General features: G+C 41.4%; 10 protein-coding genes. 4 read left to right on the top strand and 6 right to left on the bottom strand.

Annotated elements, in window-relative coordinates; all coding sequences use genetic code 11:
• Positions 1-474 precede the first annotated feature (474 nt).
• Positions 475-1545 (top strand): ATPase, encoded by a 1071-nt coding sequence (locus AB5Z01_RS11320; protein ID WP_287216003.1) that lies wholly within the window; start codon positions 475-477, stop codon positions 1543-1545.
• On the opposite strand, the gene AB5Z01_RS11315 is transcribed toward AB5Z01_RS11320, so the two are convergent.
• Positions 1535-1978 (bottom strand): N-acetyltransferase, encoded by a 444-nt coding sequence (locus tag AB5Z01_RS11315; protein ID WP_022287322.1) that lies wholly within the window; start codon positions 1976-1978, stop codon positions 1535-1537. The two genes, AB5Z01_RS11320 and AB5Z01_RS11315, sit on opposite strands and share 11 nt — an antisense overlap.
• A 142-nt stretch (positions 1979-2120) precedes the next feature.
• On the opposite strand from AB5Z01_RS11315, the gene AB5Z01_RS11310 reads away from it, so the two are divergent.
• Genes AB5Z01_RS11310 through AB5Z01_RS11300 form a run of 3 tightly spaced genes read left to right on the top strand, consistent with a single transcriptional unit; the run spans position 2121 to position 5482 of the window.
• On the top strand, positions 2121-3149 hold the full coding sequence (locus tag AB5Z01_RS11310; protein WP_287216005.1) for a DnaD domain protein: 1029 nt from the start codon (positions 2121-2123) through the stop codon (positions 3147-3149).
• 13 nt (positions 3150-3162) lie between these two features.
• Entirely contained in the window at positions 3163-4143 is a 981-nt protein-coding gene (locus AB5Z01_RS11305) for an ATP-binding protein (RefSeq protein WP_287216007.1), read from the top strand.
• Positions 4144-4153: 10 nt separating this feature from the next.
• Positions 4154-5482 (top strand): triacylglycerol lipase, encoded by a 1329-nt coding sequence (locus AB5Z01_RS11300; RefSeq protein WP_287216009.1) that lies wholly within the window; start codon positions 4154-4156, stop codon positions 5480-5482.
• Positions 5483-5521: 39 nt separating this feature from the next.
• Here the strand turns inward: AB5Z01_RS11300 and AB5Z01_RS11295 are convergent, their stop codons facing one another.
• The 5 genes from AB5Z01_RS11295 to AB5Z01_RS11275 all read right to left on the bottom strand — a co-directional run bounded on the left by AB5Z01_RS11295 (position 5522) and on the right by AB5Z01_RS11275 (position 14145).
• A complete protein-coding gene (locus tag AB5Z01_RS11295; RefSeq protein ID WP_287216012.1) occupies positions 5522-5689 on the bottom strand; it encodes a hypothetical protein in 168 nt (55 codons plus the stop codon).
• Positions 5690-5692: 3 nt separating this feature from the next.
• Positions 5693-6043, bottom strand: coding sequence for an Hpt domain-containing protein (locus AB5Z01_RS11290; RefSeq protein ID WP_287216013.1), 351 nt, complete (start codon positions 6041-6043; stop codon positions 5693-5695).
• A gap of 30 nt (positions 6044-6073) precedes the next feature.
• On the bottom strand, positions 6074-8014 hold the full coding sequence (locus tag AB5Z01_RS11285) for a diguanylate cyclase (protein ID WP_368365542.1): 1941 nt from the start codon (positions 8012-8014) through the stop codon (positions 6074-6076).
• A 168-nt stretch (positions 8015-8182) separates the two neighbouring features.
• Positions 8183-11431, bottom strand: coding sequence for an exodeoxyribonuclease V subunit beta (locus AB5Z01_RS11280; RefSeq protein ID WP_287216015.1), 3249 nt, complete (start codon positions 11429-11431; stop codon positions 8183-8185).
• Positions 11428-14145: a PD-(D/E)XK nuclease family protein gene (locus AB5Z01_RS11275; RefSeq protein WP_368365541.1), complete on the bottom strand. Its 2718-nt coding sequence runs from the start codon at positions 14143-14145 to the stop codon at positions 11428-11430. The genes AB5Z01_RS11280 and AB5Z01_RS11275 overlap by 4 nt, the downstream gene beginning before the upstream one ends.
• Positions 14146-14268 lie beyond the last annotated feature (123 nt).

The following is a 14268-nucleotide window of genomic DNA, read 5'->3' as shown; positions in this document are numbered from 1 at the left end:
CTTTATTTTATCAGATTTTTGCCTATCTCTCTTTTCTTTTTTCTTAATTTTGTCCAATATCTATTGTAGCACTACACCTTACCGCCTTCCATCGCCCCAATTCTATTGACATTTCCACCTTGTTGTGCTATCATAAAAGTTTACGAGTTAGTCGTAACTAGCTGCATGATACCGCAGAAGTAAGATAGTAAGATAGATAAGAAAGGCGGAACATAATGAAAAGTTCTGCAATAGTAAAAAAGGCACTGCATAAAGCGTACGGTGTTTTGTACCATGTTGCAGGCAGGAAAGATAAAGTCGTTATTACAATATCAAGTTGCAACGTCATGCAATGAAAGTTTCTTTACTTTTATCAAGCTTTTTTTGTCCACCTAATTTTTTTTGAACAATCATGCTTTTTCTGACATATTATAAAAATGAAAATGCAAACGCAGTCACACTGATCTAATGCGTTTGAGATATGGAGGGTAATTTATGTCAGAAAAGTATTTTTTGGGTGCAATGACGCAGAATGGGTTTTCCACGGAATTTGGCAAGATAATGGCTGATAAGGAGTATTTCACATTCATACTCAAAGGAGGTGCAGGCACGGGAAAATCTTCACTTATGAAAAAGATAGCCGCTGAGTTTGAACCGACAGAGGACGTCACTAGGTTTTATTGCTCCTCTGACCCTGCTTCCCTTGATGCAATCGTTCTGCATACATCAAAGGCCATAATCTGCGACGGCACTGCGCCCCACGTTATGGAATGTTCATATCCAGGAGTTTGTCAGAAAATAATCAACTTAGGAGAGTATTGGGACGAAGAAAAGCTGAAGGCCTTCAAATCTGAAATAATCGAGGTCACAGACAAAAACAAGTCGCTTTTGGCAAGAAGCAAAAGGTTTACCACTGCCCTGTCTAACGTTTGCTTCGATACCTACAATTGCGGTGAAGGCTGTCTGCTGGAGGAAAAGCTGAAAAGCTTCACAGAACGATCAGCAAAACGTCTTCTAAACAAAAAAGGCTCTGGCAGCGGCAAAACTGATCTTAGACAGTTGACCGCTTTGACGGAATACGGCTGTATGACGCAGCTTGCCACTCTTGACAGCTACCTTGACGTGTTCGCCATGGGCGATGATTATTATGCCGCTTCCCACAAGTTCGTCACCCTCATGGCACATCAGGCTGTAAAGCGAGGTTATGATGTTATCCTCTGCCCTGCTATCCTATTTGGCAACACCCTTTACGAGCATTTGCTTATCCCGGAGGCTGGCATCGCATTTGTGATAAATTCCCCTATAAGCAAGCTTGACGGCTTTGAAAAAGCTATCAACATGGGCAGATTTTATGACAAGAAAAAGATCTCAGCCCTGAAAACAAGACTGAGATTAGATAAAGTCACCGCCTCCGACCTTGCAGAGGAAGTGTATTCAGGCATCAAGAAAGCCAAGAAAGTCCATGACGAGATAGAAAAGTATTATATCGCCGCAATGGACCACGCCGCCCTTAATAAGGTTTGCGACAGCATTTCAAGGGAAATTCACGAAAGGACTATAAAATAGTTTTCCACATTCCGTCGTAAGGCGCAGGCTCAAAGCCCATTTTCTTATAAAGCGATATGGCTCTGCCGTTTTCAAGCTCGACCTCAAGACGGATACGGCGGAGCTTTTTGTCGCCATTTTCCTCGATATACTTAAAAAGCTCCCTGCCTAGACCTTTTGAGCGGTATTCCTCCAGCACAAAAAGCTCGTCTATCCATATAGTAATACCGCCTGCTTCAACTGAATATGTTTTCATTGTAACACAGTAGCCAACATTATTGCCGTCACAAACGAGCATATAACCCTGCACATACACGTCAGACCTCATCATTTCATCGAAGCCCTGCTCAAAATGCTCTCTTGGAACAGGCTTGTCCACCGCAGAAGAATTATAGAACTCAGTGGAAAATCTGATATAATCTTCCCTGTCCTCAGGCACAAATTTTCTTATCATTTTTATCTCTCCGTTTCTTTGGTATTAACCTATTATAGCATTTTATTTACCAAAAGTCAAATGCACAAATTTTGTTGCAAAAGTCCAGATTATGTGATATAATTATTTTGGATAGTTTTAATCATATTTGTGAGGATACATAATGAAATATACTTTTGATTGCGACCGCTGGGGAAGCAGTTTTTCAGTGCCGTCTAAAGTGGTCGATAAATACATAAAATTAAGTGATGGCGACTTTGTAAAGGTACTTCTCTGCATACTCTGTTCAACGGAACGTGAATGCGACAGTGCAAAGCTTGCGGAAAAGTCCGGACTTTCTGAGAACACTGTCATTGACGCTGTGACACATTGGGTATCGCTAGGAGTCATCACCACAGAACACAGTGATACGACAAATCCTGCACAGGTCAAAGCCGTTTCTACACCTGTTTCAGAGCCTGAAACAAAGGCCGAACCTGTTTCAAAAGTGGAGGCAGTTGCCCCGAAACGTCAGAGCGTTTCAAACAAGCTGTGCATAAGATACAAAAATTCCGAGATACTGGAAAAACAGCAGAAGGACCCTAACCTTGCACATCTTTTTGACGAGATACAAACCGTTTTACAACGCACTATCAATGGAACTGAGCAAGGGGAACTTCTTGCTCTTTATGAATATTACCGATTTGATGCTGCATCTATTCTCTTAGCCGCTGAATACTGTGTGTCACTTGAAAAGCACAACGTGTCTTACCTTGTGACAGTAATGCGTGGGTGGTTTGAACAAGACATCTGTACTTATCAACAAATTGAACAAGAAATAATTAGGCTTTCCAACATAAAAAAGTATGAATTCAAGGTACTGAAAATTTTCGGACAGACCGCAAAGCCGTCAAAGCAGCAGCTCGAGTTTATAGAAAAGTGGCGAACAATGGGCTTCACTGTTGAAATGCTGGAGATAGCCTATAACAAGTGCGTTGACAATACCAACAAACTGAATTACAAATATATAGACACTATACTGTCAAACTGGGCTGGCAAGAGTATCACTACCCCTGAACAGGTCTCACACGAGGACGAAAAGTACCACACCTCCAAGAAAAATAAGAATACTAATAAGCAAACTTCCTATAATCTTGATGATTTTGAAAAATTCGCAATGAATTTCGATCTAGAAAAATCAGGAAAGCTATGATAAGGAGTAGAAAATGAAATATTCAATAACCGCATATGACAAGGCTGAAAATGAACTTAAAAGACGGCGTGAAGCTGTCATGAACGAGCATGAGGTCCACGCTCAGGAGATAGCACAGCGACTTCCTGAAATAGAGGTTCTTACAAGATCACTAAAAGCAAATAACTGTGAACTCATGAAGGGCATAGTAGGCAAAAATGCTCATGGAAGAGAATATATACAAAAAATGCGTCAAAACAATGCCAATACTAAACGTGCCATTAAAGGGCTGCTTAAAATGGGAGGTTATCCTGAGGACTACCTTGATTATCACTATTACTGTCCTAAATGCTGTGATTATGGCTATCGTGACGGAGTGAAGTGCAAGTGCTTCACCGACTTGCTGAAAAAATACACCACTGAGGAGCTTAACGAGAATTGCAGTATCCAGCTCCACGATTTCTCTGAGTTCAGAATAGAATTTTATCCTGAAAACGACGGTAACGGAATGTCACCGAGAGAGAAAATGAGAACTGTGTATTCAAACTGCCGTGCATATGCTGACAAATTTCATGAAAACTCTCCATCACTGTTTTTCATTGGCAAAACAGGTCTTGGCAAGACTTTTCTTTCAGCCTGCATTGCAAATGAACTTATACAAAAGGGCTACAGCGTCATTTTCGCCTCTCTGCTTAAACTTCTCAGACAGATAGAGGACGAGCATTTCGGCAGAGCTACAGGTCAGACACTTGACATCATAGAGAATGCCGACCTTGTTATCCTTGACGACCTCGGCTCAGAATTTCAAACGAGCTTTACAGATTCCGTGATCTATGAAATAATCAACGAGCGTATCAACCTTGGCAGGCCAACGATAATCTCTACCAATCTCACCAATGAAGAATACAATGCAAAATATAATGAGCGTATAGTTTCGAGGCTCACAGGCTGTTTCATGCCTATTATGTTTGTGGGAAACGATATTAGACACGTAAAGCTGAAAAATAATCTTTAAGGGGTAAAAAATGAAAAAAATTAGGGGAACTTTTCTTTCTATACCGGTGCTTCTGCTTGCAAACGCACCTGCGCTGTGGAAACTTATTGACATAAATTCTCTGTTCAAAACGCTTATCATCATACTTTTGGCACTATACACCTTGGTTTTCATGTTCAAATCACATGGACGCAAAGGTTCTCATGGAAAAATCCGACGGCTTGATTCCGGAGCGTTTGTACTTGGCTGCGGTGTTTTGCAAAGCGTTATACAGCTTATAATAGTGATAGTGCTTTGCTTTACAAAGCTGAACGGTTGGCGGCTTCTTGCAAATTCACTTTGCGCTTATGCTATAACAACGCTTTTATGTCTGAGTGGCATTGTGCGGATAGCGGCTTCGGCACGTCAGGTGAAAATACTGTGGTATGTTATTCTGTTATTCACCTGGTACATACCTCTTGTGAACTGCATCGTGTTCAGAAAATTCTACAAGGCAGCGAGAAGTGAATACTACTTCGAGCAGGCAAAGCTTGACCTTGACGCTGCACGAAAAGAGAACGAGATATGCAAGACAAAGTATCCTATACTTATGGTGCATGGCATATTCTTCCGTGATTGGCAGGTAATAAATTATTGGGGCAGGGTACCAAATGAACTTATTAGAAATGGCGCAGAGGTCTATTACGGCAAGCAACAGTCCGCCAACAAAGTATCCGTCAGTGCCACTGAGGTAGCTGAAAGGATAAAAGAAGTCATTGCAGAAACTGGCGCAGAAAAGGTCAACATAATCGCACACTCAAAGGGTGGGCTTGACTCGAGATACGCTATCTCTCACCTCGGCATGGACAAATATGTGGCAACTCTTACCACCATAAACACGCCACACTATGGCTGTAAATTCGTTGATATGCTTCTTGGGAAGATACCTGAGAGCATACAGGGCTTTGTTGATAGAAAATACAACAAGCTTTTCACTGCTCTGGGTGACAAAGGCCCAAGCTTTTTAGATGGCGTTTATGACCTGACTTACAAAAACTGCTCTGAGCTTAACGCAAGCACCCCTGACAGCCAGTTGGTTTCCTACCGCTCCGTGATGAGCAAAATGAACAGTATACGTTCCGCAGGTTTTCCGTTAAATATCGGCTATCTGCTCAACAAACCATACGGCAAGGGCAATGACGGGCTAGTAACAGTTGAGTCGGGACTTTATGGTGAAAACTCCAAGATGATAGAACACAAGGGCAAGCGTGGCATTTCTCATGGCGATGTTATCGACCTTTTCAGGGAGAACATCAAGGATTTTGACGTGAGAGAATTTTATGTAGATATAGTAAAAGAGCTTAAAGAACAAGGCTTCTGATAAAAAAGCACCCGTATCGCACATGATACGGGTGCTTTGCTATTTTCTGGGGCGAATTAAATATTTCATTCTGAAACGCTGTCTGCCCTTGATAGTTTTGCGATTGAAGTTTGCTATCATCGCATTGAACACAGACATCATTCTAAGCTCATGGGTTGGAAGCTCCTCCTCACCATAAAACCGACAGTCTGACAGACTATCGATCAAAACTCAGCTATCTATTTTTGTCACAGAGTCATAAACTATCTTATATTTTTCGCATACCTTTTCATAATCCTGCTCATAGCCTGACAGCTCACCGTCCCTAAGATCCTCTGTAAGGTCATAGCTCGCCTTGTAAAGCTCATCAAAGCCAAGATTGCTGCAAATGCCTTTGAGGGTGTGAGCCATACGGAAAGCTTCCTTGGCGTTTTTCTCCTCTAAAGCCTTGCACATATCCTGAAAAGTTGTATCATCAGCAAATCTTTTTGCAAACTTTGTTATCATTTTCTCACTGCCGAAACGTACCAGAACGCTGTCATAACTTGCGCCAATGCTTTCATAAAATTCTCTAGTAGTCATCAGGACACTCCTTACAAATCATATCATCTCTTATTCAACGCCATTTGCAAGCTCGTTCTGAATATCTTTAAGACATTCGACAAGCACAGGGTTGAATGTGCCGCACTCTCCGTTAAGTATCAATGCCATAGCCTTTTCATGAGAATACGCCTTTTTGTAAACTCGCTCGCTGACAAGTGCGTCATAAACATCGGCGACAGAAACTATCTGAGCCGATATCGGTATCTCGTCGCCTTTTAGTCCGTCAGGATAGCCCCTGCCGTCATAACGCTCATGGTGCCACCTGCATATGTCATGGGCTATCTTCAAGAGTGGCTCGTCACGGAACTGCTCAAGACTTTCAAGCATATTCGCTCCGATAGCGGAGTGAGTTTTCATTATCTCAAACTCCTCTTTTGTTAGCCTGCCGGGCTTATTGAGTATCTTATCGTCAATGCCTATCTTGCCAATATCATGGAGTGCCGCAGCCATTGGTATGAGAAGCTGCTCAGTGCCGCTGACAGTATACTTGTTTGTGCGCATAGGAAGCCTATCTAAAAGCAGTTCCGTTATGCGCTTTATGTTCACCACATGACTTCCACTCTCGCCGTTTCTGAACTCTACTATCTGGCTGAGTATGCTTATCATCATACGGTTGTTTTTATCTTTTTCGTACATCTGGTCGCTGACAAGGGAAATAAGTCTGCGCTGTTTTGCATAAAGCTTAATGGTATTGAACACACGCTGATACACAACGCGTGAATCAAAGGGTCTGCTGATATAATCAGAAACGCCAAACTCATATGCTTTTCTTATAGAGGACGCAGAATCCTCGCTTGATATCATTATAACAGGGATATCATCTATCCAATGATGTTCCGCCATATAGTCAAGGACTTCAAATCCGTCCATTTCGGGCATGATAATATCTAAAAGCACAAGTGAAATTCCAGTGCCATACTGACTAAGCAGGTCAATACACTCCTCGCCGCTTGCCGCCTCATGTATGATATATTCATTGCCAAGCATTTCAGAGAGTATCTCTCTGTTTATATTTGAATCGTCAACAATAAGTATCTCCTGCTTTTGAGGCTCACCGACAACACTTTCGTGACCATCTGTGACAACTGTATCTTTCTTTGTCTTTGCCTGATACATAAGCTTATCAGCCTTGCTGACAGCTTCGTCAAGGCTATTGCCATCAGAGAAAACACCGCCGACGCTTGCTGACAGACGTATATTTGAATACCCTGGCACAGTTGCCGCATGGATATTTCGTTTTATCTTCCTGAGCTTATGGGCAAAATCGTCCTCCTGAATATCAGGCATGACAAGCAAAAACTCGTCGCCACCATAACGCACAAGCACATCAGATTTTCTAATACAGCGCCTTATAGCATCAACCACTGTCACAAGCACCATATCTCCTGCGTCATGACCGCATGTATCATTATAAACCTTGAAGTCGTCAAGATCTATCATCGCAACGCCCGCAGGCACATGGGACTTTTTAAGTTTATCTTCAAAATATCTCCTGTTGCTCGCACCTGTCAATGCATCAGTATACATTGCCTTATGATATTTTGACAGCTTATTCATTATCTTTTCTCTGTCCTGAACACCCAGCAGAGAGTCCTCATCAAGCTTTTTGATAAGCTCCATAACATACGGCTCTCCGTCAACCTGAACATACTTTGAAAAGACCTGATAAATGTCAGTTCCCATAAATTCAAGCTTAGTTCTCGGCTTTTTATCAATAAAAGTTTTTAAGGATATACAGTTTTCACAAGGCTCGTCCACTTTCCAAAAAGAAAAACACTGACATGGATTTTCAACGCAGCCGCTCACTCCATGAGGACCGTCCGCTTTCAGAAGCCTGACAAAATCAAAAGTTTTCCTGAGAACGTCAATTTTCTTTTCTATCTCCGAAGAGGTAGAACTCAGTTGGCTTTCGCTGTTATCATCGCAGGTCCATAATTTGTACACGTCCATATTCACGTTCTCCTTACGCTTAGTGTAGACTTATTGTTGCTTTTTTTACTTTTTTCGACATTATTAACTGATTTATTATACCACACCTCAATCACATTGTCAACCGAACGATACAAATTACAATATTATTCATAATATTAACACATTCATATTTTAAGCGACTTTGCTCTAGTTTTTCATATATTTATCGTCATTCATAAAGTAAATATGGCACTCCACCTTGATTTTCTCACTGAGCGAGAGCATTTTTCTGAGTATCTTTTCGTAGAAATCAAGCTGTGAACGATATGTCTTTAAAATTCTCTCCTCAAAAAGCTTTCTGTCGGCTTCTTCCTGTATGTTGGTCTTATAGTCAATTATGATAAAGCTTTTGTCTGACATTTTAAGCACAAGATCCATAACTCCGTTGCTGTATTCATTGCCGTCCATACTGTAGAATGGAAGCTCTGTATACACCGCCTGCGCAGTTTTGAGCAATTTTTCGATATCCTTATCTTTCAAAAAACTGTGAAGCTGATAGTTGATATAGTCCTTATAAAAGCTCTCAGAAGCCTGCGAACTGCACTCGTCCTCAAAGTCGAGATACGCTCTGCTGACAATCTTCTGAATAAGCTCTTTTTGCTGTGAAGTTTCGTTATACGGAAACAGCTTTCCACTCATATTCACCGCAAGCTCAAAGGCACGATGTACCATATGACCGATATCTATGCCCTTTGGACGTTTGTAAGACAGTTTCTCCACTCCACTTGGTATAGTGACTTTTTTGCCGTCCTCAAGGTGGCTAGGAGTGATTTTGCTAACATATTTCTCACTGAGCTTTTTAACGCTTTCATCAAAAGCATTTCGGCTGTTGTTCACCTCGTCGAATATATCCTTGACGTTTATCTGCGCCGCCTGCACAGTGCTTTGCGTTGAAGCATTGTTTATCTGCGGCAGTTCTCTGCCTATTTTGCTCATTATAAGTTTATCGATCACAGGTTTTTTCCGTTCAAAAGTATACACAAATATAAAAGCCTGCTTTGCTCTTGTGGCCACAACATATTCAAGCCTGAGCTGTTCGCCAAAATATTTATCCTCTGCCTGCTTCATCTCATTAGGATAGAATGTCAGATAGTCCATATATGAATAATCGCTTGTTTTCAAAGGTACATAGACCTGTCTTTTAGCCACAAGGTCGGTGTACTTTCCACCGCTGAATTTATGATTTTTAGCCTCCGCCATAATAACGATATTCCCCTCAAGACCCTTTGCCTTGTGAAGATTCATGAGCCTTACGCAGTTCTGCTCACTGCTGTCAAGGATAAGCTCTTTTTCTTTCAGCACAGAAAGCTCGTTTTTCATCATGTCCATAAGCTCGCCGCTTCCTGCAAAATCCTGCTTTTCCCACTTTTCAAGAAGATAGATAAGATTTGAAAGCTCATATTCTCTGTTGCTGGTATTATCGAAAAGAAGCTCAGGAAAATCAAGTATCTTATAAAGCTTCGCTATAGGCTCATTGACAGTATCGGCAGACGCCTTTACTGCAACAAGCGTGGCGTCATTGCTTTCACAGTTTTGTTCATAATCGTCTACGTCAATTTCAGCGTCTTCAAAATCGATGCTGTCAGGCCTACATCTCCAAAGGATAGAATAAGCCTTTTCCTTTGCGGTAGGACTGTAGCTTTCAAAAACGAACTCTGCAAGAGCAATAAATCTTTTCAGCACCAGACTGTTTTTCTGAGGACGTTTGCCCCACATTGTGTATGGTATGCCACGATTTGTCAAGACCATTGAATAAAACTCCATTTGAGTTGTGTTCCAAAGAAGCAGAAGAAAATCACTGTATTTTATAGGTCTTTCCACACCCTTGTCGAATATCTTTCCCACCTTCACAAGGTCTGATATTATCTTAGCCACACTTTCAGCACCTGGATCTTTGACAAAATATGCCCCTCTGATAACGTCATCGGAAACAGCCGCAGGCTTATCAGCCTTTGATATCATATCGCTGTATGTCATACCATATTTGCCGTTTATTTCAGGCTGGAACTTTTCATTTACCCAAGCTATAAGCTGCTCATCAGAGCGGAAGTTGTAATCAAGTGAGAAAAACTCGCAGTTTTTTTCGTTATTGTTCTGGAATTTGGATTTCATTTTGTTATAAAGCCTGATATCGGCGTCACGGAAGCCGTAGATAGACTGTTTAGGGTCGCCCACCGCAAACAGCGCACCGTCACGGAGCGGGCATTGCCATATATCACCGCCTGCTATAAGCTTGCTGTCGTCTGCACAAAGATACAGCAGAAGCTCAGTCTGCATAACATCAGTATCCTGAAACTCATCTATATAAATGCAGGAATACTTGTCTTTGAAAAACGCTCTTGCCTCACTGCTGTTTTTAAGAAGCTCGTGAGTGTGATACAAAAGCCCGTCATTTGAAACGCTCTCCCCGTCTTCACTCTCCTGATAAGCCTTTACAGCCTGCTCTATATACGTTGCCGTCTTGTTGAGTGCATACAGTGCATTTTCTTTCTTTACATTATCAAACCCACTTGGGCTGAAAATAGCCATGTTCTCATTGCTCTTTGGATGATCTTTCTTAATTTTCGTCTTATTAAAAGGCTCAAGGAACTTTTTGCAAGCTTTAAGATTAGCGCAAACTTTTACATAATTATACTTTGGGTCGTAGACATTCATATTATCAGGAAAAAACTTTGTCACATCACCAACAAGAAAACCTGCTATATCTTCGTATTTTCCACCCAAAGCACCATTATAGAATGCACGCACAAGACTATCCCTATAGTTACACATTTCTTTATAGGCAAGCTTATTTATGGTGTCAAATGTCACACTGTCATAGCTTTTATCCCTAACAAACTCAACATCTCTGTATTCAGCACACTCAAGAAATGTTTCCATAAGAAAGTTTTTCACACGGCTGTCTCTGAGCTTATATTGATTGCTGTTCAGAAAGCCGAAATCTTCCATGTTCGCACCATTTGTGCGGTAATATCTCTCGAAAAAGTCAGCCTGTGCCTGCTTTGTTTCACAGTCCTCGGCAAGTTTTAATCCCAAATGCAGGTCAGCTTCAAAAGGCTGTTCTGACAGCATACTCAAACAAAAGCTGTGTATAGTGCTTATCTTCATGCGCTGTAAATTCATAACAGCGTTCTCATACAGTTTCTTTTCCTCACCGCTGCATTTTGCGATATTCTCCGTAAGCCCTGCCTGTATCCTCTCATAAAGCTCGTTTGCAGCAGCGTTGGTGAAAGTTATAAGCACTATCTTTTCAACAGGTATACCTGCGCCTATCTGACCTATAACACGCTGTATTATAAGCCTTGTCTTGCCTGCACCTGCGCCTGCTTCAACAAGGATATTCTTATCATAACTGTCTTTGTTTATTATATAGCTTCTTATCTGTTCTTCACTCATTCTGTTGCACCCCCTGAGCAAACTTCTTCATAAGCAGGACAAAACGTGCATGGAGTAATTTTATCATTCTTATTCACAATACACTTTTTAAAGCCCTCTTCTAATATTTTATCAAATGCTGTTGTTATCATGTTTTTAATAGATGAATTATCCCCATTGCTGACCACATGACCGCTCTTACCCTCAAGAATGAAAACATAATCTGCGGAAACGATATCACTTTCGCTCACTTCTCCCACAGGCGTAAGACCTTTTTCAAGCGCAAGGGCATAAATATGATCCTGTGGGTCTTCCGGAAGCTTTTCCCTGAATTTTTTGATATCCTCCGTCTTGTAGTCAACTATCTGATATGACACCTTTGTGCCGTCTATTATCCTGTCAAGGCGGTCTATCCTACCCCTTATGGTGACTTCATACTCTCCTATTTTCACATCACCGTTGAACGGATACTCGACCTCAACGACCTCACGTTTGCCTGAGTGTATATCGCCGTGCAGTTCGTCAAGATAAGCTTTGACACAGGTGTAATATTCATTTCTCTCACTATGTGCCACAGCCATATCCAACGGTGGATAATCAAGAAGGTATTTTTTCGTAACACTCTCAAATATCTCATCAAGCATCGCCTTGTCAGCAGTTTCAGACACCTCAGCCGCACTTTTTCCTTTAAGCACAGTCTTGGCATAATTCTCCATTATCTCATGTATATACATTCCCTTGACATTGCCTTTGAGCCATGCACTGCGGTCTATATCCACCTCCTGCGGCTTTTCAACATGGGCAATACGCTCATAGAAAAACCTCAGCGGACACTGAAGCATAGTCGAAAGGCTTGTGGCAGAAATGATAAAATGTTTATTTTCGCACATTTCACGCAATATATCTATACGGCTTTTTCTTTGCTTATCAAGATACTCCGTAAGGCTTTCGCTTTGCTTCGCACCGTCATCATGAAGCCCGATTTTTTCTGCCTTGTTTAGAAAAGCACTGTTTAATGATATCTCAGAACGCACGCTCACCTTGCGTCTGTCAGAAAGATAATCATACACTTCTATTTTGTTTACATCAATGCCCTTTTCAGCCGCAATAACAGTATACACTGCCGACGGGCTTTGCGCTCTTATTTTCACGGTATCATAAACACTACAGCTTACAACAAGGTTTGCTCTCTCAGCCATGAGAACAGTTCTCACAAGGTCAGTGAGCTTTCTGCGCTCGATAGCGTCAGAACAATGGTCACGGTTGCCGAAAAGCTGTTCTCTCTCCTTATCGTTCAGAACAGGTGACTCGTCCTGCATGACAGGAAATCTTCCTGTTGTCAGACCAAGAACATATATGTTTTTCATGAAAAGCGCAGAATACCGCCCCATAAGACAGCAGGTAACAGCGCCTTTTGATGCAGGCAAAGAATACCTTGCGTTCTCTGCAATGTCGGTGATCTCAGTCATTGCTTCCTGCAAGCTAAGACTCTTGTCATAGTCTGCATAAAATCTATATCTGCCTATTAAAGCGTCCTTAACACTTGATATGGAACTTCTCTGCTCAGCGTTTGTGCCTCTCACATATTTTTTTACCAAGTTCAGCACGCCACCGTAAAACTCTTTTGCGCTGACATTTTCTTTTTTAAAGACATCATAAAAGTCCGTAAACACCTGACTATCCCTTGTGCTATACCATTCAATGCCCCAGCCGTTTCCTGAGTTCTGTGCTTCAAGGAATATCCTGCCCTTGCTTTTGGTCTTGCCGTCCTCTACTATCTCCTCATATTTGAAAACAGGCGAAAGCATCACATCTTTGAAAAGGTCAAATCTATAGTCATTTTTGCACCATGTAAGCATTGCCCTGAAAAATGCAACAACGTCACTGTGTCTGCATGAAATGCCCTCAGGAAATTCCACAGGGACTTTGTATTGATCGCACATATTCATGAGCAAGTCCATATACTCATCATCTGGACACAGCACAACGGTATCGCAAAGCTCGTAACCACTGTTCACGATATGTAGAACAGTTCTCTCCACCTCGTTTGTTACGCCATAATTTCTCCAAAGCTCCGCCTTTTGTGCTAATTTTCTCAGACCATTCTGATACTGCTCATCGCTCATATCAGCCATACTATCTATAACCGCAGGATCAGGCAAAAGCCCTATATACTCCGCTGTCAGCTTGTCAGCTTCTATTTCTTTGTCATATGCAAAATGAACGCTGTTCACGTCTGCCTTACCAGCCTTTATAAGACCGCTGGCGATGCTTATGAGCTTTGCACTGTCATATAGTTTGCTGTCTGAAAGCTTATTTTCATACGCTTGAAAGATCGCACTCAGCGTGTTGATACGTCTGCTGTCAAAGGACAGTGAATCAGGGCGTATACAGTTCATTCTAAGCTCTGATATTGTCTTAAATATCTCCATGCAGGCATTATGGTCATCGCTTTTAAAATAGTTTATACCGCTTTCATCAATAATACGTCTTACTATCTCACAGCCCTCAGCATTTGACAGCGTTATTATCCTGCTGTCCATATACTCGGCACTGGTTTCGATAATATGCTTTGCATGATCTGCGACTGTGTATCTTTCAAGCCTTATAACAATATTTTCACCGCTTGCGTTCTCCAACATTCTCTCAGCGTTGAGATAATCATTACATATGTAAACCTTTTTAGTCAAAGGGTCTGCTTCATTACAGTCTTTGAGCCACTCTATAAAAGTCATTACGCTTTCTCCCCTAACATAAATTATCATAATAACATTTTACCATAGCAGAAAAATCTTGTCAATCTACAATTAGCGTGTTTGTATACTTTTTTGAAACATAATATTAAAAGAAATTTATTG

Source organism: Ruminococcus sp. RTP21359st1_H3_RTP21359_211015 (assembly GCF_040909065.1).
In the GTDB taxonomy this organism is placed as follows: Bacteria; Bacillota; Clostridia; order Oscillospirales; family Ruminococcaceae; genus Hominimerdicola; species Hominimerdicola aceti.
Note: the sequence above shows the minus strand (reverse complement) of the source record. Positions and strands in the feature narration are given on the sequence as shown.